The 22,873-nt window shown below is 68.4% G+C and carries 18 protein-coding genes; 8 read left to right on the top strand and 10 right to left on the bottom strand.

What is annotated here, in order from left to right; genetic code table 11:
• The first annotated feature begins 3 nt into the window (after positions 1–3).
• Positions 4–921, top strand: coding sequence for an MBL fold metallo-hydrolase (locus tag ABE485_RS18750; RefSeq protein ID WP_346516776.1), 918 nt, complete (start codon positions 4–6; stop codon positions 919–921).
• On the opposite strand, the gene ABE485_RS18745 is transcribed toward ABE485_RS18750, so the two are convergent.
• From ABE485_RS18745 to ABE485_RS18715, 7 genes are all read right to left on the bottom strand, one after another.
• The gene (locus tag ABE485_RS18745; RefSeq protein WP_346516775.1) at positions 905–2,305 is read right to left on the bottom strand and encodes a M20 family metallopeptidase; all 1,401 of its coding nucleotides are present in this window, start codon (positions 2,303–2,305) and stop codon (positions 905–907) included. The two genes, ABE485_RS18750 and ABE485_RS18745, sit on opposite strands and share 17 nt — an antisense overlap.
• Complete coding sequence (locus ABE485_RS18740) at positions 2,302–3,285, bottom strand: ABC transporter ATP-binding protein (RefSeq protein WP_346516774.1); 984 nt, start codon at positions 3,283–3,285, stop codon at positions 2,302–2,304. Before ABE485_RS18740 ends, ABE485_RS18745 begins: the two co-directional genes overlap by 4 nt.
• Positions 3,282–4,271 (bottom strand): ABC transporter ATP-binding protein, encoded by a 990-nt coding sequence (locus ABE485_RS18735; protein WP_346516773.1) that lies wholly within the window; start codon positions 4,269–4,271, stop codon positions 3,282–3,284. Before ABE485_RS18735 ends, ABE485_RS18740 begins: the two co-directional genes overlap by 4 nt.
• A gap of 2 nt (positions 4,272–4,273) precedes the next feature.
• Positions 4,274–5,191 carry an ABC transporter permease gene (locus tag ABE485_RS18730; RefSeq protein WP_346516772.1) on the bottom strand — a complete coding sequence of 306 codons (918 nt, stop codon included), beginning with the start codon at positions 5,189–5,191 and terminating at the stop codon, positions 4,274–4,276.
• Position 5,192: 1 nt separating this feature from the next.
• Positions 5,193–6,110: an ABC transporter permease gene (locus ABE485_RS18725; RefSeq protein ID WP_346516771.1), complete on the bottom strand. Its 918-nt coding sequence runs from the start codon at positions 6,108–6,110 to the stop codon at positions 5,193–5,195.
• A gap of 63 nt (positions 6,111–6,173) precedes the next feature.
• The gene (locus tag ABE485_RS18720) at positions 6,174–7,745 is read right to left on the bottom strand and encodes an ABC transporter substrate-binding protein (RefSeq protein WP_346516770.1); all 1,572 of its coding nucleotides are present in this window, start codon (positions 7,743–7,745) and stop codon (positions 6,174–6,176) included.
• 23 nt (positions 7,746–7,768) lie between these two features.
• A complete protein-coding gene (locus tag ABE485_RS18715; RefSeq protein WP_346516769.1) occupies positions 7,769–8,518 on the bottom strand; it encodes a GntR family transcriptional regulator in 750 nt (249 codons plus the stop codon).
• A gap of 199 nt (positions 8,519–8,717) precedes the next feature.
• Between ABE485_RS18715 and ABE485_RS18710 the strand changes: the two genes are divergently transcribed.
• From ABE485_RS18710 to ABE485_RS18700, 3 genes are all read left to right on the top strand, one after another.
• The gene (locus ABE485_RS18710) at positions 8,718–9,914 is read left to right on the top strand and encodes a pyridoxal-phosphate-dependent aminotransferase family protein (RefSeq protein WP_346516768.1); all 1,197 of its coding nucleotides are present in this window, start codon (positions 8,718–8,720) and stop codon (positions 9,912–9,914) included.
• Positions 9,915–9,935: 21 nt separating this feature from the next.
• Complete coding sequence (locus ABE485_RS18705; protein ID WP_346516767.1) at positions 9,936–10,991, top strand: serine hydrolase domain-containing protein; 1,056 nt, start codon at positions 9,936–9,938, stop codon at positions 10,989–10,991.
• Between the two features lie 129 nt (positions 10,992–11,120).
• Complete coding sequence (locus ABE485_RS18700) at positions 11,121–12,131, top strand: aldo/keto reductase (protein WP_346516766.1); 1,011 nt, start codon at positions 11,121–11,123, stop codon at positions 12,129–12,131.
• A 50-nt stretch (positions 12,132–12,181) separates the two neighbouring features.
• On the opposite strand, the gene ABE485_RS18695 is transcribed toward ABE485_RS18700, so the two are convergent.
• The gene (locus ABE485_RS18695) at positions 12,182–12,769 is read right to left on the bottom strand and encodes a TetR/AcrR family transcriptional regulator (RefSeq protein ID WP_346516765.1); all 588 of its coding nucleotides are present in this window, start codon (positions 12,767–12,769) and stop codon (positions 12,182–12,184) included.
• A 213-nt stretch (positions 12,770–12,982) separates the two neighbouring features.
• Between ABE485_RS18695 and ABE485_RS18690 the strand changes: the two genes are divergently transcribed.
• From ABE485_RS18690 to ABE485_RS18680, 3 genes are read left to right on the top strand one after another with little or no spacing between them, the layout of a single operon-like run.
• Positions 12,983–14,158: an efflux RND transporter periplasmic adaptor subunit gene (locus ABE485_RS18690; RefSeq protein ID WP_346516764.1), complete on the top strand. Its 1,176-nt coding sequence runs from the start codon at positions 12,983–12,985 to the stop codon at positions 14,156–14,158.
• A 35-nt stretch (positions 14,159–14,193) separates the two neighbouring features.
• Complete coding sequence (locus tag ABE485_RS18685) at positions 14,194–17,340, top strand: efflux RND transporter permease subunit (RefSeq protein WP_346516763.1); 3,147 nt, start codon at positions 14,194–14,196, stop codon at positions 17,338–17,340.
• A 4-nt stretch (positions 17,341–17,344) separates the two neighbouring features.
• Positions 17,345–18,781 carry an efflux transporter outer membrane subunit gene (locus ABE485_RS18680; protein ID WP_346516762.1) on the top strand — a complete coding sequence of 479 codons (1,437 nt, stop codon included), beginning with the start codon at positions 17,345–17,347 and terminating at the stop codon, positions 18,779–18,781.
• A gap of 4 nt (positions 18,782–18,785) precedes the next feature.
• Here ABE485_RS18680 and ABE485_RS18675 read toward each other — a convergent pair whose 3' ends face one another.
• Both ABE485_RS18675 and ABE485_RS18670 read right to left on the bottom strand, forming a co-directional pair.
• The gene (locus tag ABE485_RS18675) at positions 18,786–20,126 is read right to left on the bottom strand and encodes an MFS transporter (protein WP_346516761.1); all 1,341 of its coding nucleotides are present in this window, start codon (positions 20,124–20,126) and stop codon (positions 18,786–18,788) included.
• Between the two features lie 75 nt (positions 20,127–20,201).
• Positions 20,202–21,863, bottom strand: coding sequence for a GMC family oxidoreductase (locus ABE485_RS18670; RefSeq protein ID WP_346516760.1), 1,662 nt, complete (start codon positions 21,861–21,863; stop codon positions 20,202–20,204).
• A gap of 131 nt (positions 21,864–21,994) precedes the next feature.
• Here ABE485_RS18670 and ABE485_RS18665 point away from each other — a divergent pair, with 131 nt between their 5' ends.
• Complete coding sequence (locus ABE485_RS18665; RefSeq protein ID WP_346516759.1) at positions 21,995–22,840, top strand: IclR family transcriptional regulator; 846 nt, start codon at positions 21,995–21,997, stop codon at positions 22,838–22,840.
• The last annotated feature ends 33 nt before the right edge of the window (positions 22,841–22,873 follow it).

Raw genomic sequence — 22,873 nt, 5'->3', positions numbered from 1 at the left:
GCCATGTTTATCGTAGACAACGCTCCCCCCGCCGCCGCCCAGGCGCCCCTTGACCTGGTTCCCTCCCGCTACGTGGTGCAGGTCGGCGACATCGACGCGCTGGTGGTCAGCGACGGCGTGCTGCCGCTGCCCACCTCGACGATGGCCACCAACGCCGATCCGGCCGACCTGGCGCAATGGCTGGACCGCATGTACATGCCGCCCGACGCCTTCGATTGGCCGCTGAACGTGATGGTGGCCAAGAGCGGCGGCCAGACCATCCTCATCGACGCCGGGCTGGGCGGCCAGTTCCCGGGGTTTCCGCGGGCCGGGCAATTTCCCCAGCGGCTGCAGGCCGCCGGCATCCCGCTGGAGTCCGTGACGGACGTGATCATCACCCACATGCACATGGACCACGTGGGCGGGCTGCTCGTCGACGGCGTGAAGGAGCGCCTGAATCCGAACGTGCGCATCCACGTGTCGGCCACGGAAGTCGCGTTCTGGACGTCGCCCGACTTCACGCAGACCGTCATGCCCAAGCCGGTGCCGAACGTGCTGCGTTCGACCGCCAAGAGCTTCTACGAAACGTACCGCGACCGGCTGTGCATCTTCGAGGACCGGCATGAGGTGGCGCCCGGCGTGACCGTGCGGCTGACCGGCGGCCATACGCCGGGGCACAGCGTGGTCGACCTGGTCTCGGGCGGCGAACGGCTGACCTTCGCGGGCGACGCGATGTTCCCGGTTGCGTTCGACCATCCCGACTGGCACAACGGTTTCGAACACGATCCCGAGGAGTCGGCCCGCGTGCGCATCGGCCTGTTCCGGGAACTGGCGGAGAACCGGGGCCTGCTGGTGGCGGCCCACCTGCCGTTCCCGTCGGTCGGGCGGGTGGCGGTGGACGGCGACGCGTTCCGCTGGGTGCCGGTTATCTGGGACTACTGAGCGCCGGCGTGCCGCCCGCACCCATGTCCCAATACAGCCCGGTCATCAGGCGCAGCGCCTGCCGCAGCAGTTCCGGCGGCAGGTGCTCGTTGGGCGCGTGCTGCGAGCAGCCGGGGTACGAATGCGGCACCCAGATCGTGCGCAGGCCCAGCACGTCGGTGAAGATGTCGTTGGGCAGCGAGCCGCCCAGGTTGGGCAGCAGCGCGGTCTTTTCGCCCGAGGTGCGTTCCAGCGAATCCACGGCCCAGCGCACCCAGGCATCGTCGGGATCGATGCGGGTGGCGCGGAACATGGATTCGCGCGTGAGCGTGATCTTGACCATCGGAAAGCCCTGGCGGTCCAGGTGGCGGCGCAGGGCGGGGATCAGGTCGTCGGGGTCCACGCCCACGACGAAGCGCAGCTGGCAGCGCGCCCAGGCGCGCGGCGGGATGGCGTTGACGGGCGTGTCGGGGTTGCCGGTCTTGTAGGCCAGCACTTCGAAGGAACACCAGCCGAACACGCGTTCGGCGGGCGACAGGCCGGGCTCGCCCCAGTCGGGCTCGATCTCGGGGCCGTCCGCGCCGCCGTCGACCTCGCAGTCCGCCAGCGCGCGCCGCACGGCGGCCGGCAGTTCCTTGGGCTTCCATTCCGGAATCCGGATCTGGCCGGTGGGCGACGCGATGCTGGCGATGGCGTGGGCAAGCTGCAGGCCCGGGTTGGAGATCAGGCCGCCCCAGTTGCCGGAATGATGGCCGCCGGCGCGCGCTTCGATGGTGAGGTCGAAGTTCAGGCTGCCGCGCGCGCCCAGGAAGATGGTGGGACGGCTGGCGCTCAGGCGCGGGCCGTCCGAGGCGATCAGCAGGTCCGCCGCCAGCAGCTCGCGGTGGTCGGCGCACAGTTCGCGCAGGCCCATGGACCCGGTTTCCTCGCCCATCTCGATCAGGTATTTGGCGTTGAAGCCCAGCTTGCCGCGGGTTTCCAGCACCAGCCGCAAGGCCTCCATGTTGATGGTGTGCTGGCCCTTGTTGTCGGCGATGCCGCGGCCGTACCAGCGGCCTTCGGATTCGGTCAGCGCCCAGGGCGACAGGCCTTCCTTCCATTCGCGCTCCAGGCCGCGGATGACGTCGCCGTGCCCGTAGCCCAGCACCGTGGGCAGGGCCGGGTCCTCGATGCGCTCGGCATACAGGAAAGGCGCCAGCGCCTTGGGATGGGTGAGCGTGCGGCAGGTGAAGCCCAGGGCCTCGAAGGCCGGCCGGATCTCGGATTCCAGGTAATCCGCCAGCACGGCGGCGCGGTCGGGATTCTGGCTCTCCGTGGGCAGCGCCAGGCGGCGCGCCAGCAGCGCGCGGAAGGCGCCGGTATCAAAGCACTGTTCCGCCTGGGCGATGGCTTGTGCGCGGGTCATGGCTGTGAGGCTCCGTGGGAAGGGGTGGACGTCGTGGTCGGATAGAGGTGGCAAGCCACCAGGGCCTGTTCGCGCACGGCCAGCGCGGGCCGCTCGGTCTTGCATTGCGCCATGGCGTGCTGGCAGCGCGGGTGGAAGGGGCAGCCGGACGGCGGATGCAGCGGGTCGGGGAACGACAGGCCCAGGCCCATGTCGGGGATGCCCAGGCCGGGTTCGGGCGTCAGCACGGAGGCCAGCAGCGCCTGCGTGTACGGATGGCGCGGGTCGTGGAAGAGGCGGGCGGTGGGCGCCGACTCCACCACGCGGCCCAGGTACATCACCGCCACGTCGGTGGCGATGTGCTCCACCACCGCCAGGTTATGGCTGATGAAGACGTAGGTCAGGTTGAAGTCGCGGCGCAGGTCCATCAGCAGGTTCATGATCTGCGCCTGCACGGACACGTCGAGCGCGGAGGTCGGCTCGTCGCAGATGACGATTTCGGGGTTCATCACCAGCGCGCGCGCGATGGCCACGCGCTGGCGCTGGCCGCCGGAAAGCTGCCCGGGCGTGTTGTGGGCCAGCCGCGGCGGCAGGCCGACGCGCTCCAGCATGTCGATGGCCTTGTGCAGCTTGGGGTTGGGGATGCCGTGCACCTCCAGCGGCAGCGACACGATGGACGCGATGGAGCGGCGCGGATTCAGCGACGAATAGGGGTCCTGGAAGATGGGCTGCACGCGCCGGGCCAGTGCGCGCCGGTCCATCTGGCGGATGTCCTGGCCATCGAGGCGGATGGCGCCTTCGGTCGGGGGCGTCAGGCCCAGCAGCATGCGCGCCAGCGTGGACTTGCCGCAGCCGGACTCGCCCACGATGCCCAGCACCGAGCCGCGGTCCACGGACAGGTCCACGCCATTGACCGCGTGCAGCGTGGCGCGCGGGCGGAACATGCCGGCGCGGACGGTGAACTGCCGGCTGACGGCATCGGCTTGCAGCAGCGCGCTCATGCCGGCACTCCTTCGGGGCCGCGGATGCAGCGCCATTGCTGGCCGGACGGCTGGCCGTGGACGGGGACCGCCGCGCGGCATTGCGCCTGCGCATAGGCGCAGCGGTCGGCGAAGGCGCAGCCGCGCAGGTCGCCGACCAGCGACGGGACCACGCCCGGAATGGTGCCCAGGGCCTCGCCGGGCGCGCTGCGGCCGGGCACGGGGATACAGCCCAGCAGCCCTTGCGTGTAGGGATGGCGCGGCGTGGCGAAGATATCGGCCACGGGGCCTTCTTCCACGATCTGCCCGGCGTACATCACGGCCACCTGCCGGGCGATGCGGGCGACTACGCCCAGGTCGTGGGTGATCAGGACCATGGCGATGCCCAGTTCCGCCTGCAGGTCGGCCAGCAGCCGCAGGATCTGGGCCTGGATGGTGACGTCCAGCGCGGTGCTGGGCTCGTCGGCGATCAGCAGCTCGGGGCCGCACATAAGCGCCATGGCGATCATCACGCGCTGGCGCAGGCCGCCCGACAACTGATGCGGATACTGCGTCAGGCGCTGGCCGGCCGACGCGATGCCGACCTTCTCCAGCAGTTCGACGGCCCGGTCGCGCGCCTGCTGGCTGCTGGCGCCGCGATGATGGATGTAGTGCTCGGTGAGCTGTTCGCCGATGGCGTAGGCGGGGTTCAGCGCCGTCATGGGTTCCTGGAAGATCATGGCCATCTTGCTGCCGCGCAGCGCGTTGATGCGCCGGCCGCGGGCCTTGGACAGGTCTTCGCCCAGCACCGCCAGGCGGCGCGTGCTGCGCCGCGCGGCCTTGGGCAACAGGCCCATGATGGCCAGCGAGGTCATCGACTTGCCGCAGCCCGATTCCCCCACCAGGCACAGCGTCTCGCCGCGCCTGACCTGGAAGGACACGTCGCGCACGGCGTGCAGCGCGCCGCGCGGCGTGGCGATGTCGACTGTGAGTCCCTGTACGTCCAGGACGATATCCGTGCCGTTCATGCTCAAGCCCTCTCTTCAGGCGTCAGGAGTTGGTGCAGGCCGTCGCCGGCCAGGTTGATCGCGAAGATCAGCAGCGCCAGCGCCGATCCGGGAATGGCGATCAGCCAGAACGAGAAGAACATGTAGGCCTTGGCCTCCGAGATCATCAGGCCCCAGGATGGCAGCGGCGGCTGCACGCCCAGGCCCAGGAAGGACAGCGAGGCCTCCAGCAGGATGGCGCTGGCGGCTTCCAGCGTGGCGATCACGATGAGCTGCGGCACCACGTTGGGCAGCACCTCGCCCCACACGATGCGCCAGGTGCTGGCGCCGGCGGCCTGCGCCGCGGCCACGTATTCCAGCGACCGCACCTGCTGGGTGGCGCTGCGCATCACGACGGCGTAGCGGTCCCACTTGAGCAGGCCCAGCACCAGGATCACGACCCACAGCGAGCCGCCCACGATGGCCACGGTGGCCAGCGCCACCAGAATGACGGGCATGGACAGGCGCGTGGTGATGAGAAACGACACGGCCATGTCGACCTTGCCGCCGAAGTAGCCGGCCGCCATGCCCATGGCGGTGCCGATCAGGCCCGAGATCAGGGCCACGCTGACGCCGATGAGCAGCGAGATCCGGGCGCCATAGAAGAGGCGCGACAGGTAGTCGCGGCCCAGCTGATCGGTGCCCAGCGGGTGCAGCCAGGTGCCTTTTTCATACCAGACAGGCGGGGCCGTGCGGTAGGCCAGGTCCTGGTAGTACGGGTCGTGAGGCGAAATCCAGGGCGCCAGCAGCGCGATCAGTACGATGAGGAGCAGGATGCCGCCGCCGGCCAGAAGCGCCTTGTTGCGGCGCAGGCGGCGCCAGCGCAGCGTGGCCGCGGACAGCTCCAGCGGCGCCGGGGCGGGCGCGCCGGGCGCGGAGGGGGTGAGGGTAGGCGAGTTCATGTCAGGACACCCGGATGCGCGGATCGAGCCACGCGTTGGCCACGTCGGCGGCAAGCGTCAGGATGACGTACAGCACCGACAGCAGCAGCACGATGAGCTGCATCACCGGATAGTCCTTGTACGTGATGCTCTGGTAGGCCAGGTAGCCCAGGCCGTCCAGCGCGAAGATGGTCTCGATGACGACCGATCCACCCAGCAGATAGCCCAGCTGCACCGCGGCCAGCGCCACCACCGGCACGATCGCGTTGCGCAGCGCATGCTTGAAGATGATCTTGCGCGCCGGCAGGCCCTTGGCGCGCGCGGTGCGGATGTAGTCGGCCCCCAGCACCTCGATCATGCCGGCGCGGATCAGGCGCATGAAGGTCGGCGCCACGTAGTAGCCCAGCGCGATGGCCGGCATGACGAAGTGCTGCCAGGTGCCGCTGCCCGACACCGGCAGGATGCGCAGCGAAATGGAAAACAGCATGATCAGGATGAGCGCGAAGAAGAAGTTCGGCAGGGCCTGGCCCAGCACGGCGATCGCCAGGCAGAGGCGGTCGATCAGGCTGCCCTTGTAGATGGCGGCCAGCACGCCCAGCGGAATCGAGATCGCCAGCGCGAAGGCCAGCGCGGCCATGCCCAGCTTCAGCGTGGTCGCGAGCTTGGACAGGATGAGCGGCCCGGCTTCGGTCTTGAAGTACACCGACATGCCGAAATCGCCCTGCAGGATGTGCCAGAGCCAGTCGGCGTACTGGACGATGATCGGGCGGTCCAGCCCGTAGGTCTTGCGGATCATGTCGATGTCGGCCTGGCGCGCGCCTTCGCCGGCCAGGGCCAGCGCCGGATCGCCCGACAGGTGCAGCAGCAGGAACGCCAGGACGGAGACGGTCAGCGCCACCAGCGCCGCCAGGCCCAGGCGCCTGATCGTGAAATAAAGCATAGGACTTCCTCTCTGTTCAGCAACGCCGGACCGCGGCGAACGCGGCCCGGCGCCAGGCGCGCCTTACTTCCAGCTCATGTCCCAGAAGCGCACCAGCTCGTCCGAGTAGGGCTTGAAGTTCACGTCCTTGGTGGCGACGTAGTAGGCGGGCAGCGTCCACAGGGGCACCGCGTAGGCCTTCTCGGCGATGATGTCCAGCGCCTCTTTGTAGGCCGCGTTGCGCGGGGCGCTGTCGATCGTGTGGTCGCCCTTGTTCAGCAGGTCGCGCACCTTGGCGTCGCGGGTGATGTCGTCGTTGCCGAAGGCGAAGTACACCGGCGTGGACGCGGACACGTCGTTGACCAGGTTCGAGCCCCAGGTCTGGTGCGTGAGCGACGCCTTGTTGGCGCGGATCATGTCGCGCATGGCGGCGTACTGCAGGAAGTTCAGCTTGGCCCGGATGCCCACGGCCTGCAGGTAGTTGATGATGGCCTCGGTCTGGTTGCGTTCGCGGTACGCGACGATGTCGATGTCGAAGCCGTTTGGAAAGCCGGCCTCGGCCAGCAGCTTCTTGGCCTGCGCCGGGTCGTACTTGTAGGTCGGGGCGCCGTCCTGCGTGCAGCCCACCTGCGATGGCGTGCAGATGGTGTTGATCAGCCCGCCGCCTTCGCCCACGATGTTCTTGAGCATGGCGTTGCGGTCGATCGCGTGGATGATGGCGCGGCGCACGCGTTCGTCCTTGAGCTGGGGCGCGGGCGTGCCGTCCAGGATGTTCATCTGCATGAACACGATGCGCATGGTGTTGCCGGTGACCATCTGCAGGTTGGGCATGCCGCCCAGCTGCTCGGCCTGGTCCTTGGGCACGCTCATGATCAGGTCTTCGCCGCCCGAGATGACTTCGGCCATCTGCGTCTGGCGGTCGGGGATGAAGCGGATCACCACCTTGCCGATCTTGGGCTGCGCCTTGGGCGAATCCTTGAAGTAGTCGGCGTTGCGCTCCAGCGTGATGGACTTGCCGGGCTGGTAGTCGACCACTTTGTACGGACCCGAACCCACCGGCTTGGCGTTCATGCCCTTGGGGCCGACTTCCTGGTAGTACTTGGCCGGGTGGATGGCGGCGGTGGTGGACAGGTATTCCTTGGCGCCGGGGAAGGGCTCCTTGGTCGTCAGGCGCACCTTGTACTTGTCGATCTTCTCGACCTTGTCGATCCACGACACGTTCTGCTGCGTGACGGCCTTGTTCTTCGGGTCGGCCACGAAGTTCAGCGTGTAGACCACCGAGTCGGCGTCGAATTCCTCGCCGTTGTGGAATTTGACGCCTTCGCGCAGCTCGAATTCCATGGTCTTGTCGTCGATCTGCTTCCAGCTCTTGGCGAGCTGGCCCTTGTACTCGTTGGTGACGGGATCGCGGTAGAGCAGGGTGTCCCACACGTTGGCGGCGATGATGACGCCGATGCGGACGTTGTTGAAGTAGGGATCGACGCTTTCCGGCGCCTGGTCATAGGCCATGCGCAGGGTGTCGTCCTTTTTGCCGGCGAATGCCGGCTGGGCGGCCACGGCGGCGCATGCCAGCAGGGCGGCGGCCAGGGTCTTGAGGGCGGGGGTGCAGCGGGAGGACAACGCAGGTGAGACGGGTTTGAAGCGACTATCAGCCATGGTGAAGGCTCCTCTTGAAGACACTACATGTGTTGCGTATCTATCGTCTCGCTCCGGCTTTTCAGCGCCGCGTCGCATTTGCGCTGCAGGTGCTGCCGCATGATGGCTGCCAGCCGGTCGGCGTCGCGCGCGTCCAGGGCCTCTGCCATTTCTATGTGTTCGCGCATCGCCAGATCCCATTTCTGGCGGTTCTCGTTCGAGACGAAGCGCAGGTTCTGGATCCGCGCGTTCTGCGCGTCGTAAAGGTCCTTGAGCAGGCTGTTGTGCGCGGCCAGGCTGATGCGCTCGTGGATCTCGCGGTTGGTTCGGAAGTAGGTGGGCAGGTCATGGCGGGCATGGCTGGCCATCATTTCGTACGTCAGCGCGCGGATCTCGGCGATTTCGGTGTCCGTGGCCCGCTCGCACGCCAGCCGGCAGGACATGGCCTCCAGGCCGCCGATCACTTCAAAGGCTTCGCGGATGTTGGCTTCCGACAGGGCCACCACCTGGGCCCCGCGGTTGGGTTCGATCTGCACCAACCCTTCGGCGGCCAGCAGGCGGAAGGCCTCGCGCAGCGGGGTGCGCGACACGCCCAGCAGGTCGCAGAGCGCGCGCTCGTTCAGCCGGGAGCCGGGCGGAAATTCGCCCTGGATGATGCGTTCGCGCAGATGCCCGGCCGCCGTGCCCGCCAGCGTGCGGCCGTTGCCGGCAACACGGGCCGCGGGCTGCGGCGCGGGATCGGCCACGGCGACTGCCGCGGCGGGATCCGGCATGAGGCTAGGATCGCTGCGCATTGGTATACAAAAATTCCCCTTGTTTTGCGAGACTATAAACCTGTATTCCGGGCTTGATTGATGGGTGTATACCCTAGGTTATCGACGTAAAAACAATGGGATAGAGTGACGCATGCCGCAAGTCCGCATGCCCGGCATGGGCTGTCCGTCTGCCGCGCATTCTTCGTTGGTATACAAACTGTCCACTTTGGGGCCACGCATGCTCACCCTGAACAAACACCCGTCCGGCCGGCATTTCCTGCAGATTCCCGGACCCACCAACGTGCCCGACCGGGTGCTGCGCGCCATCGACCAGCCCACCATCGACCACCGCGGGCCGGAATTCGGCGAGCTTGGCCTGTCGGTGCTGGCGGGCATCCGGCAGGTTTTCGGAACGGAATCGCCCGTGGTGATCTATCCGGCGTCGGGCACCGGCGCCTGGGAAGCGGCGCTGGTCAACACGCTGTCGCCCGGCGACCGCGTGCTGATGGTGGAAACCGGCCATTTCGCCAGCCTCTGGCGCAAGCTGGCCGGGCGCCTGGGACTCGAGGTGGACTACATCGAAGGCGACTGGCGCCATCCGGTCGACGCCGCGCTGATCGGCGCGCGCCTGGCCGACGACGCGCAGCGCCGCATCAAGGCCGTGTGCGTGGTGCACAACGAAACGTCCACCGGCGTCACCAGCGACATCGCCGCCGTGCGCGCCGCCATCGACCGGGCGGGGCATCCCGCGCTGCTGATGGTCGACACGATTTCATCGTTGGGCTCCATCGACTACCGCCACGACGAATGGGGCGTGGACGTGACGGTGGCCGGGTCGCAGAAAGGCCTGATGCTGCCGCCGGGCCTGTCGTTCAATGCGGTCGGCGCGCGCGCGCTGGCGGCGGCCGAGACGGCGCGCCTGCCGCGTTCGTACTGGGACTGGCGCGAGATGCTGGGGCCCAACGCCAAGGGCTATTTCCCCTACACGCCGTCGACCAATCTGCTTTATGGCCTGCATGAGGCGCTGGCGATGCTGCAGGCCGAGGGACTGCCGCGGGTCTACGCCCGCCACGAACGCCACGCCCGCGCCACGCGGCTTGCGGTGGCCGCCTGGGGCCTGGAACTGCTGAGCCTGAATCCGGCCGCGCACAGCCCGGCGCTGACGGCCGTGCTGATGCCCGAAGGTCATGGCGCCGACGCGCTGCGCAAGATCATCCTGGACCGGTTCGACATGTCGCTGGGGCAGGGGTTGGGCAAGCTCACCGACCGCATCTTCCGCATCGGCCATCTGGGCCATTTCAACGACCTGACGCTGTGCGGCACGCTGGCCGGGGTAGAGATGGGCCTGGCCGCGGCCGGCGTCCCCCATCGCCCGGGCGGGCTGCAGGCCGCCATGGAATACCTGACCCGCACGCCGGAAGGCGCGGCGGGCTGACGCACAACCACGAGGGAAACAATGAATACGCTCATGCAGCAGGCGATCCAGTTCGCCAACGACCACGAATCCACCTGGGACCGCAGCGTCAAGGGCAATTTCGGCGTGCATCTGAACGATCCGCCTCCCTGGAACCGCCTGCTGGGTCCCATCCATGACCGCGGGCCGGTGTCCGGCGTGGTCGTGGTGGACGGCAAGACGGTGGCAGAGTGGGGCGAACCCGCGCGCGCCGACCTGACCTTCAGCGTCGCCAAGCTGTACCTGGCCATCCTGGCCGGCGTGGCGCACGATCGCGGCCTATTGCCGGACGTGGACGAACCCGTCGGCAAGCGCGTGCCGGGCATCGGCTTCGACGAGGGCCGCAACGCGTCCATCACCTGGCGCCATCTGCTGCAGCAGACCAGCGAATGGGAAGGCGAGCGCTTCGGCGTCTCGGACCAGGCGGACCGCTACCGCGCCGTGACCTTCGGCGTTCCGCCCGACGGCAAGAAGGGTGACGCGCGGCCCTTGCAGGAACCCGGCACGTATTGGGAATACAACGACGTGCGGATCAACCAGCTTTCCTATGCGCTTCTGCACCTGTTTCGCAAGCCGCTGCCCGAGGTCTTCCGCGAGGCCGTCACGCGGCCCATCGGCGCAAGCGAGGACTGGCAGTGGGTGGGCTACGACGACGCCTGGGTCGACATCGACGGCCAGCGCATGCCGTCCGTGCCGGGCGGCTCGCACTGGGGCGGCGGCATGTCCATCAGCGCCCGCGACCAGGCCCTGATCGGCCAGATGCTGCTGAACGACGGCCAGGCCAATGGCCGCCAGATCCTGTCGCGCGAGTGGCTGCAGGCCATGCGCACGCCGTGCGCCATCGCGCCGTACTACGGCTACCTGATCTGGCTGAACCACGAAGGCCGCGTGTTTCCGAGCGTGCCGGCGTCCAGCTTCTTTGGCGTCGGGGCGGGCAGCTCGTTCACCTGGGTCGAGCCGGAACGCAAGATGGTCGTGATCGTGCGCTGGCTCAATTCCGCACACGCGGACGAACTGTTCGGCAAGATCCTGTCGGCGGTGGACGCCGGCGCGGCTTAACAGACGCAAACCCCGGCGCGCCGCCCGGGTTTTGCGGCGTGTCAGGATTTTTCGGGCAAGATGTGGCGTTCGGCCGCGCCATGCAGGGCGGCCACGCCAGATCTCCTCATCCGAAAAAGGAACCACGCCATGAACTACCGCCGACTGGGAACCAGCAATCTCCGCGTATCGCCGCTCTGCCTGGGCACCATGATGTTCGGAGAGCAGACGCCCGACGACGAGGCCGCGCGCATCGTCGCGTCCGCGCGCGACCATGGCCTGAATTTCATCGACACCGCGGACGTCTACAACGAAGGCCGCTCCGAAGAAGTGGTGGGCAAGCTGCTGCAAGGGCAGCGCCACGACTGGGTGCTGGCCAGCAAGATCGGCAATCCCGTCGGCAAGGGTCCGAACCTGGCGCACTATTCGCGCCAGTGGCTGATCCGCGGCGTCGAGCAAAGCCTGTCGCGCCTGGGCACGGATTTCATGGACATCCTGTACCTGCATCGCGACTACCACGAAGAAAACCTCGAAGAAGCGCTCTGGGCGCTGGGCGACCTGATCCGGGCGGGCAAGCTGCGCAGCTTCGGGCTGTCGAACTTCCGCGGCTGGCGCATCGCCGAAGTGATGCGCCTGTGCGAAAAAATGGGCGTGCCCCAGCCGGTCGTGTGCCAGCCTTACTACAACATGCTGAACCGCGGACCCGAGGTCGAGATCCTGCCGGCCTGCAAGCACTACGGCCTGGGCGTCGTGCCGTACAGCCCCATCGCGCGCGGCGTGCTGACGGGCAAGTACCTGCCGGGCCAGGCGCCCGCGGCCGACACCCGCGCCGGGCGCGGCGACCGCCGCATCCTGGCCACCGAATTCCGCGAGGAATCGCTGCAGATCGCGCAAAAGCTGGTGCAGCACAGCGCCGCGCGGGGCGTGCAGCCGGGCCACTTCGCCACCGCCTGGGTGCTGGCCAACCCGGTCATCACCGCCGTCATCGCCGGCCCGCGCACGCTGGCCCAGATGGACGACTATTACGCCGCGCTGGACGTGAAGATCACGCCCGAGGATGAAACGGTGGTGGACGGATGGGTCACGCCGGGCCATGCCTCGGCCCACGGCTACAACGACCCGAACTACCCGTTCTACGGACGCCCGGTCGTGTCCGCCTGACGCGCGGGGAAGGGGCCGCAATGGTCCCGGGCGTCGCGGGCCTGCGCGTCTCAGCCCGCGGCGCGCGCGCCCGGTCCGCCAGCCGGGTCCGCCGCGATGCCGTGCAGCATCATCTGCTCGGCCACCTGGGCAATGCCCATCCGGGCGATGCGTCCGCGCCGCTCGGCGTCGACCATGCTGGTGATGACGGCAATCAATAGTTCGCTGAGGGCGGCCGCGGTGATGTCGACGCGGAAGACGCCCTCGCGCTGCCCGCGCAGGAAGAACGCGTCCAGCGTTTCCTGGTAGCCCGACCAGCTGTTCATGATGTCGGGTTCCAGTTCGGTGTCGGGCTTCCAGTTGTAGATCAGGAACGCCGTCAGTTCCTTGTGCGCCAGATGCTGTTCGATCAGGCTGCGCAGGGCGGTGCGCGGCGGCGCGGAATCCAGGTGCGAATCCGCCAGCGCCTGCTTCATGACCTGGGCGCAATGCGTCATCAGGCGCAGTACCAGCTGGTCGCGCGTCTTGCAAAACCGGTACAGCGTCGCCTTGCTGACGCCGACGGCCTTGGCCAGTTCCTGCAGGGTCGCCCGCGGCTGGTCGACCATCGCCAATGCCAGAGCGACCAATAGCCGCTCGTGCCCTGTCTCTTCAGACATCGCCTGCCCCTGTCATCTGTTGGTTTCCTCTGGCCGGTATTGGATCACGGCGGATTCAGTTTGCACAAACCCTATCCGAAGCGGTATGTAAACGCCCCGTTTGTTCCAAATTTGCGAATTATGAATTCTAATGAATCAATATTGATTCAAAACGATCTCTAAGGTAGCATCGGCGACTTATTGAATTCAAGTCGCCGCGGGCGGGGGTAGGAAATGGTGTTGAACAAAGAATGGCGGCTGCCCCTGGCGGTGTTGGCGACGGCGATCCTCTTGGCCGGTTGCGGGGGCGCCAACGACGCGCCGCCGCAGGCGGCGGGGCCGCGGCCCGTCCAGGTGCTGGCCGTGCAGCCGCAGCGCTTCGCGCTGTCCAGCGAGCTGCCGGGCCGGGTCGAACCCATGCGCGTGGCGCAAGTGCGCGCCCGCGTGGCGGGCATCGTGCTCAGCCGCGAATTCGAGGAAGGCGCCGACGTGAAAGCGGGCGACGTGCTGTTCCGCATCGACCCGGCGCCGTTCAAGGCCGCGCTGTCGCGCGCGCAGGGCGAACTGGCCAAGGCCGACGCCGCGGTAGCCGACGCGCAGGCGGTGGTGCGGCGCTACGCGCCCCTGGTCAAGATCGAGGCCGTCAGCCAGCAGGATTTCGATACCGCCACCACCACGCTCAAGAGCGCGCAGGCCGCGCGCCGCTCGGCCCAGGCCGACGTCGAGACCGCCCAGCTGAACCTGGACTACGCCACCGTCAAGGCGCCGATCTCCGGCCGCATCGGCCGCGCGCAGGTGACCGAAGGTGCGCTCGTGGGCCAGAACGAGGCCACGGAGATGGCGACGATCCAGCAGCTGGATCCCGTCTACGTGGACTTCAACCAGCCGGTGGGCGACATGCTGCGCATGCGCGCCGCCATGCAGGACGGCAGCCTGGGTGCGGGCGAGGGCGCGCGCATCTCCATCACCATCGACGGCACCGACCAGAAGCGCGACGGCCGGCTGCTGTTCTCGGACATCGCGGTGGACCGGACCACCGGCCAGGTGGCGCTGCGCGGCGAGTTCGCCAATCCGGACGTGCTGCTGCTGCCCGGCATGTACGTGCGCGTGCGCACGCAGCAGGGCGTGGACCCCGCGGCGATCCTCGTGCCGCAGCGCGCCGTCACGCGCAGCACCGACGGCAAGCCGCAGGTGATGCTGGCCGGCCCGGACGACGTAGTGGAATCGCGCGCCGTGCGGACGGGCGCCATGCGCGGAAGCGACTGGCACATCACCGAGGGCCTGGCGCCCGGCGACCGGGTCATCGTGGGCGGGGTCAACGCGGCCGTGCCGGGCCAGAAGGTCAGCGTGACGCCCGTGTCCCAACCGAAGCTGGCTTCGGCCGGCGAAGCCGCCCCGGCGCAGCCCTGATGCCGCGCGCGCCTATTTTCAACAGGCCCTAGACCATGTCCAAGTTTTTCATTGGCCGCCCCAATTTCGCCTGGGTGGTGGCCATCTTCATCTCGCTCGCCGGCCTGCTGGCGATTCCGTCGCTGCCCGTGTCGCAGTTCCCGGTGGTGGCGCCGCCGCAGGTGACGATCGCCGCCACCTATCCGGGCGCGTCCGCGACGGTGCTGGTCGATTCGGTGACCAGCGTCATCGAAGAAGAGCTGAACGGCGCCAAGAACATGCTGTACTACGAGTCGTCCAGCAGCTCCAGCGGCAGCGCCGAAATCACGGTCACGTTCCAGCCGGGCACGGATCCCGACCTGGCGCAGGTGGACGTGCAGAACCGCATCAAGAAGGCCGAGGCGCGCCTGCCCACGGCCGTCACGCAGCAGGGTCTGCAGGTCGAGCAGGCCAGCTCCAACTTCCTGATGATCTACGCCCTGACCTACAAGGGCGAAGACGCGCACAAGGACGTGGTGGGCCTGTCCGACTACGCCGCGCGCCACATCAATAACGAGATCCGCCGGGTGAACGGCGTCGGCAAGGTGCAGTTCTTCGGCGCCGAAGCCGCGATGCGCGTCTGGATCGACCCGCAGAAGCTGCTGGGCCTGGGCCTGTCGGTGGCCGACGTCAACGCGGCCATCGCCGCGCAGAACGTGCAGGTGCCGGCCGGCAGCTTCGGCAGCCGCCCGGGTTCGCCCGAACAGGAGCTGACCGCCACGCTGGCCGTCAAGGGCACGCTGGACAATCCCGAGGAATTCGGCCGGATCGTGCTGCGCGCCAACGCGGACGGCTCATTGGTGCGCCTGGCCGACGTCGCGCGGCTGGAAGTGGGCCGCCAGAGCTATGACTTCGAAACCCGCCTGAACGGCAGGAAGTCCGTGGGCGCGGCGGTGCAGCTGGCGCCGGGGGCCAATGCGATCGACACGGTCAAGGCCGTGAAGGCGCGGCTGCAGGAACTGTCGACCTCGTTCCCGGAGGACATGGCGTATTCGGTGCCGTTCGACACGTCCAAGTTCGTCAGCGTTGCGATCACGAAGGTGGTGCACACGCTGCTGGAAGCCATGGTGCTGGTCTTCCTGGTGATGTTCCTGTTCCTGCAGAACTTCCGCTACACCCTGATCCCGACCATCGTGGTGCCGGTGTGCCTATTGGGCACTTTCGCGGTGATGTCGGTGCTGGGTTTCTCGGTGAACATGATGACGATGTTCGGCATGGTGCTGGCCATCGGCATCCTGGTGGACGACGCCATCGTCGTGGTCGAGAACGTCGAGCGCATCATGGCCGAAGAGGGCCTGTCGCCGCGCGAGGCCACGGTCAAGGCGATGGAGCAGGTGTCCGGCGCCATCGTGGGCATCACGCTGGTGCTGTCGGCGGTGTTCCTGCCGCTGGCGTTCATGAGCGGGTCCGTCGGCGTGATCTACCAGCAGTTCTCGCTGTCGCTGGCGGTGTCGATCCTGTTCTCGGGCTTCCTGGCGCTGACCTTCACCCCGGCGCTGTGCGCCACCTTCCTCAAGCCCATCCCCAACGGCCACCACGAAGAAAAGAAGGGCTTCTTTGGCTGGTTCAACCGCGTGTTCAACCGGCTGACCGGACGCTTCGAGGCGCTGAACTCGCGGCTGGTCAAGCGCACCGGCCGCTACATGGTGATCTACGTGGCCATTGTCGCGGTGCTGGGCGTGCTGTATGTGCGCGTGCCGGAATCCTTCGTGCCGCCGGAAGACCAGGGCTACGTCATTGTCGACGTGCAACTGCCCCCGGGCGCGACGCACCTGCGCACCGACAAGGTCGTGGCCGACGTCGAACAGCACCTGATGTCGCTGGACGCCATGGGCGATGCCTTCACGGTGATGGGCTTCAGCTTTTCGGGCACCGGCCAGAATGCAGGCATCGCCTTCCCGACGCTCAAGGACTGGTCCGAGCGCGGCAAGGGCCAGTCGGCCGGCGACGTGGCCAACAGCGTGAACGAGCGGTTCGCGGTGATCGACGACGGCGCCATCATGGCCGTCAACCCGCCCCCCATCGACGGGCTGGGCAATTCGGGCGGTTTCGCGCTGCGGTTGCAGGACCGCGGCGGCCTGGGCCGCGCGGCGCTGACCGAGGCGCGCGACCAGCTGCTGGCCCAGGCCAACGGCTCGCCCGTGATCGCCTACGCCATGATGGAAGGCCTGGCGGACGCGCCGCAGCTGCGGCTGGACATCGACCGCCAGAAGGCCGAGGCGCTGGGCGTGGGCTTTGACGTGATCAGCACGGCGATCTCGTCGGCCTACGGCTCGGCGACGGTCAACGACTTCGCCAACGCCGGGCGCCTGCAGCGCGTGGTGGTGCAGGCCGACGTGCGCGACCGCATGACGCCGGAAAGCATCCTGCAGCTGAACGTGCCGAACAAGTCGGGCGGGATGGTGCCGCTGAGCGCGTTCGTGAAGACGGACTGGGAGAACGGGCCGGTGCAGATCTCGCGTTACAACGGCTATCCCGCGTTCAAGATCGCCGGCGACGCGATGCCGGGGCACAGCACCGGCGAAGCGATGGCGGAGATCGAGCGCATCGTGGCCGGCCTCCCGGACGGCATCGGCTACGAGTGGACCGGACTGTCCTACCAGGAGAAGTTCGCCGGCGCGCAGGCCCCCATGCTGTTCGCGCTGGCCTTCCTGGTGGTGTTCCTGCTGATGGTCGCGCTGTACGAAAGCTGGGCGATCCCCGCGTCCGTGATGCTGATCGTGCCGATCGGCGCGCTGGGCTCGGTGCTGGCGGTGACGCTGCTGGGCATGTCCAACGACGTGTATTTCAAGGTGGGCCTGATCACCATCATCGGCCTGGCGGCCAAGAACGCGATCCTGATCGTGGAGTTCGCCAAGAGCCTGCGCGAGCAGGGGCATACGCTGGCCGACGCCGCCATCCAGGCCGCCAAGCTGCGCTTCCGCCCGATCGTGATGACCTCGCTGGCTTTCATCCTGGGCGTGGTGCCGCTGGCGCTGGCGACGGGGGCGGGCGCGGCCAGCCAGCGCGCGCTGGGCGTGGGCGTGATCGGCGGCATGCTGACCGCCACGCTGCTGGGCGTGATCTTTGTTCCCATCTTCTTCGTGTGGGTGCTGTCGCTGGTGCGGCGCAAGCGAGGCAAGTCCTCGTCCGCCGCCGCCACGCCGCGCACGGTGCAGGAGTAATCGCATGATGCAGACTTTCTTTCCCTTGCGGATTTCCGCGCTGGTCCTGGCGACGGCCCTGGCCGGATGCTCGATGGCGCCGGTCTATGAACGGCCGGCATCCCCCGTGGGCGAGCACTGGAGCCAGGCCCCGACCGGTTCCCGGCCGTCCGCCGCGGCGACGCTGGACTGGCAATCGTTCGTCACCGACGACGCCTTGCGCAAGTTGGTGGAGCTGGCGCAGGCGAACAACCGCGACCTGCGCCAGTCGCTGCTGAACATCGAGGCGGCGCGCGCGCAATACCGCATCCAGCGCGCGGACCAGCTGCCCGGCATCAACGCGCAGGGCACGGGCACGCGCCAGCGAGTGCCGGCGGACCTGAACAGCACCGGCGCGGCCGGCGTGCAAAGCAGCTACCAGGCGGGCCTGGGCCTGACCGCGTTCGAGATCGACCTGTTCGGCCGCGTGCGCAGCCTGTCGGACGCGGCGCTGCAGGAATACCTGGCGACCGAGGCCACGGCGCGCGGCGCGCAGATCAGCCTGGTCGCCGAGGTGATCCAGGCCTATCTGGCCCGCGACAGCGCGCAGCGCCGCCTGGAGGTCACGCGCCAGACGCTGTCCAGCCGCGAGGCCTCGCTGGAACTGATCGTCAAGCGCCGGCAGGCGGGCACGGCGACCGCGCTGGACTACCAGGAGGCGCTGGGCCTGACCGAACAGTCGCGCGCCGAGCTTGAACGCATGGACCGCGAGGTTCGCCAGGCTGGCAACGCGCTGGGGCTGCTGGTGGGCATCAGCGACCTGTCGCCCTACCTGCCTCCGCGCACGGCCGAGGCGCCCATGCTGGTGCAGGAGATCGCGGCGGGCGCGCCGTCGGAACTGCTGGAGAACCGGCCGGACATCCTGGCCGCCGAACACCAGCTGCAGTCGCGCAACGCCAGCATCGGCGCGGCGCGGGCGGCGTTCTTTCCCAGCATTTCGCTGACCGGCCTGTTCGGCACCTCCAGCGCGGACCTGTCCGGCCTGTTCGACGCCGGCCAGCGCGCCTGGTCGTTCACGCCCCAGATCACGCTGCCGATCTTTGCCGGCGGCCGCAACGTCGCCAATCTGGACCTGGCGACGGTGCGCAAGGACATCGCCGTGGCGCAGTACGAAAAAACGATCCAGACCGCGTTCAAGGAAGTGTCGGACGCGCTGGCGGCCACCGACACGCTGCGCCGCGAAGAGGCTTCGCGCCGCGCGCTGGCGCAGTCCAGCCAGGAGGCCATGCGCCTGTCCGAGGCGCGCTATCGCGGCGGCGTGGACAGCCACCTGCGCTACCTGGACGCGCAGCGCAGCGCCTACACGGACCAGATCGCCTACATCGACGTCAGCGCCCAGCGCCAGGCGGCGCTGGCGACGCTGTTCAAGGCGCTGGGCGGCGGCTGGCCTGCAGGGCAGCCCCCGCGCGCCGCGCTGGATTGACGCGTCAGGCTTTGCGCAGTCCCGGGCTGGGCATCGCCGATTGGGGCGCGCCGTCCAGCTCGGCCGGCTGCCTGCCGCGTCCGATCAGCCAGGCGCAGAAGGCCGACACCACGCCCGCGAACATCACGTACAGGCAGATCAGCCACGGCTGTCCTCCGCCCGTCTTGAGCAGGGCGGTCGCGATGATGGGCGTGATGCCCGACGCGAAGATGCCCGAGAACTGGTAGACGAACGAGATGCCGGTGTAGCGCACCTTGGCGTCGAAGAGTTCGCAGAACAGGGCGGCCTCGGGTCCGTACACCGCGGCGTAGAGGATGCCGAAGGGGATGATGATCGCCAGCCAGATCAGCATGACGTTGCCGCCGCTGTTGATCATCATCCAGAACCCGGGGAAGGAGGCGGCGGCGGTGATCAGCGAGCCCCAGAAGTAGACGCGGGTGCGGCCGATGCGGTCGGACAGCCGACCGAAGAACGGGATGAAAAAGCACATCACCAGGGCCGCGGCCATCACCCCGATCAGCGCCTCGGTCCGCGTGATCTGCACCGACTGGGTCAGGAACGAGATCGAAAACACGCCGAACACGTTGAAGAACACGCCGTCGATGTAGCGCGCGCCCATGCCCTTTACGACATTGCCGGGATAGCGCCGAATCATGTCCATGAAGGGAATGCGGCTTTCGGCGTTCTGCGCCTTGACCGCCGTGAACTCGGGGGTTTCCTTGGTGTTCAGGCGGATGTACATGCCCACCGCCACCATGGCGGCCGACGCCAGGAACGCGACGCGCCAGCCCCAGGCCATGAACTGCTCGTCGGTCAGCAGGGTGGACAGCAGCGCCACCGTGCCCGACGCCAGGCACAGCCCGATGGCCAGCCCGATCTGCGGCAGCGACGCGTAGAAGCCTTTCTTCTCGGGCGGCGCGTATTCGTACGCCATGAGCACCGCGCCGCCCCATTCGCCGCCCAGGCCGATGCCCTGGAACACGCGCAGCAGAAGCAGCAGGATGGGCGCCCAGATGCCGATGCTTGCGTAGGTGGGCACCAGGCCGATCAGGAAGGTGGCCACGCCCATGATCATCAGCGTCATCACCAGCATGCTTTTCCTGCCGATGCGGTCGCCGAAGTGGCCGAAGATCAGCCCGCCCAGGGGCCGGGTCACGAAGCCCACCGCGAAGGTGGTGTACGCCAGCATGGTGGAGACCAGCGGGTCGCCGGTGGGGAAGTACAGCTTGTTGAATACGATGCCTGCGACGACGCCATACAGGAAAAAGTCGTACCACTCGATGGTGGCGCCGATGAGCGATGCGGTGACGACTTTGCGCACCGCGGCTTCGTTTTGCTTGGCCATGTCTAGTCTCCTTTGGTGGGGCGGCCGGGCAATCTGCGTTGCGTCGAGCCGGGTCTTTCCGCGATTCGCTACGGGTTATCCAGGGTCGGTCATCTCCATCCGGGCCGGCGTGCGCACCGTCTGCGCGCGCGCCTGCCTGATGTCCTGCAGCATGAAATCGGCCGCGCGCTCGGCCAGCATGACGACCGGCGCGTTGGTGTTGCCGGATACGAGCGTGGGCATGATCGAGCAGTCCACCACCCGCAGGCCCGACACGCCATGCACGCGCAGGCGCTCGTCCACGACCGCCATGGGGTCGCCGCGCGGTCCCATCCTGGCGGTGCCCGACGGATGGAAGATGGTGGCGCCGTACTCGCGGCAGAAGTGCAGGATCTCGTCGTCCGTGCGCACGTCCGGACCGGGCCGGAACTCGCGCTTCATCAGGCCGGCCAGCGGTTCGGTCGCGGCGACCCGGCGCGCATACTTGACCGCGGCCACGGCCATGCGGCGGTCCAGGTCGGTGGACAGGTAGTTCGGCTGCATCGACGGCGCCTCGAAGGGATCCGCGCTGCGCAGCCGCACGCGCCCGCGCGAGCTCGGCCGCAGCTGGCAGACCGAGTAGGTGCAGCCGGAGAACGGGTGCACCTTGCCGCCCGCCATATCGGCCGACAGGGTGGCGAAATGGAACTGCGTGTCGGGCGTGGCGCTGGCCGGATCGACCCGGCAGAACAGGCCGCCCTGGTTGATGCCCACGGCCAGCGGACCGCTGCGCAGCAGCAGCCATTGCAGCCCCATCCGCATCCGCCCGGCCAGGGTGCGCAGCTGGTCGTTGGTGGTGATGGGCCGGGTGGTCTCGTAGATCAGGCGGATCTGCAGGTGGTCCTGCAGGTTTTCGCCGACGCCGGGCAGGTCGCGCACGACGCCGATGCCGAACTCGCGCAGCAGCGCGGCCGGGCCGACGCCCGACAGCTGCAGCAGCTGCGGCGACTGCAGCGCGCCCGCGCACAGCACCACCTCGCGCCGCGCGCGCAGCGTGCGGACCTGGCCGTCCTTCCGGTAGCGCACGCCGCAGGCGCGGCTGCCCTCGAACAACACGGCCATGGCGTGCGCGTCGGTCTCCACGCGCAGGTTGGGGCGGTCCTGCGCGGGGCGCAGATAGGCCACGGCGGTCGAGCAGCGGCGGCCGTTGCGGGTGGTGAGTTGGTAGTAGCCCACGCCTTCCTGGTCGCCCGTGTTGAAGTCGCGCACAGGCGGCACGCCCAGCTTGCCGGCGGCGGCGATCAGCGCTTCCACCAGCGGGTGCGGCGCCTTGATGGACGTCGCGTTGAGCGGACCTTGCGTGCCGCGGGTGGGGCCGGGGCCCAGATCATTGTTTTCCAGCTTGCGGAAGTAGGGCAGGCAGTCGTCCCAGCCCCAGCCGGGGTTGCCGGCGGCCGCCCAGGCGTCGTAGTCGCCGCGCTGGCCGCGGATGTAGATCAGGCCGTTGATGGAGCTGGACCCGCCCAGCGTGCGCCCGCGCGGCCAGTAGATGCGGCGGTCCAGCATGTTGGGGTCGGGGTCCGTGTAGTAGCCCCAGTTCACCACCTTGTGGAACATCGTCTTGCCGTAGCCGATGGGGATGTGTATCCAGGGATAGGTGTCCTTCGGGCCCGCCTCCAGCAGGCAGACGGAATGCGCGCCGTCCGCGCTCAGCCGGTTGGCCATCACGCATCCGGCCGAGCCGGCGCCCACCACGATGTAATCGACGGTATCGGACATTTCCGCGCGGTCTCCCTTATATTTGTCGGGCAGGGCCGGGGTCCCGGGGCAATGCGGACCAGGCCGGCATCTGAGGCGATTCTAGGAAGCAGGCGCGCAGAACAAAGCACAACACGCGCAGGGGCGGACAAATGGAACAGAACATGCAGCTTCGGTTTCACAATCGCAGTGCAGCATCGGGCCAGGCCCCCGACGACGGCGCCGGCGCGCAGCAGGAGGCCGCGCGTTCGCTGCGCGCGCTGCTGGTGCTGGACCACCTGGCGCGCGCCCAGCATCCGCCCACGCTGGCGCAACTGGCGCAGCGGCTGGACATGCCCAAGACCACGCTGATGCGGCTGCTGGCGGCGATGCAGCGCGCCGGATTCGTGGCGGCCACCCCGACCGAAAACGGTTTCGTGCCCGGCCCGCAGGCGACCTCGCTGGCGCTGGCCACGCTGCGGGCCAGCGCCTTCACCCGCGCCTGCCGCGCGGTGCTGACCAAGCTGGTGGGCGCGCTGGGCGAAACCTGCAACCTGACCGCGCCGGACGGCGATCAGGTGGTCTACATGGAACGCGTGGAAACGACCGAACCGCTGCGCCTGTTCTTCGCGGTGGGCAGCCACGTGCCCATGCACTGCACGGCCAGCGGCAAGCTGTTCCTGGCGTCGATGAGCCGGCTGGAACGTGGCCGCGTGCTGGCGCGCCTGCCGCTCACGCGCAATACGCCGCGCACGCTGACCGACCCCGCCAGGCTCGAGGCGGAACTCGACCGCCTGGCCGCGCGCGGCATCGGTATCGACAATGAGGAATTCGTGCGCGGCATGAGCGCGGTGGCGGTGCCCGTGCGCGATGGCGAGAACCGCGTGGTGGCGGCGGTGGCCTGCCATGCGCCGACCGCCCGGGTGATGCTGGACGACCTGCTGCGCGCGGTGCCCGTGCTGCAGGGCGCGGCGCAATCGCTGCAGGAGGTGCTGGCCGCGCACCGGCCCGGGGGCTGAAGCGGCGCGGCAGGCGCGGCCGATTCACAGACC

Origin of the sequence: Achromobacter spanius (assembly GCF_039673305.1) — a bacterium.
In the GTDB taxonomy this organism is placed as follows: Bacteria; Pseudomonadota; Gammaproteobacteria; order Burkholderiales; family Burkholderiaceae_B; genus Achromobacter; species Achromobacter spanius_F.
The sequence above is the reverse complement of the archived record's forward strand: the minus strand, read 5'-3'. Positions and strand labels throughout refer to the sequence as shown.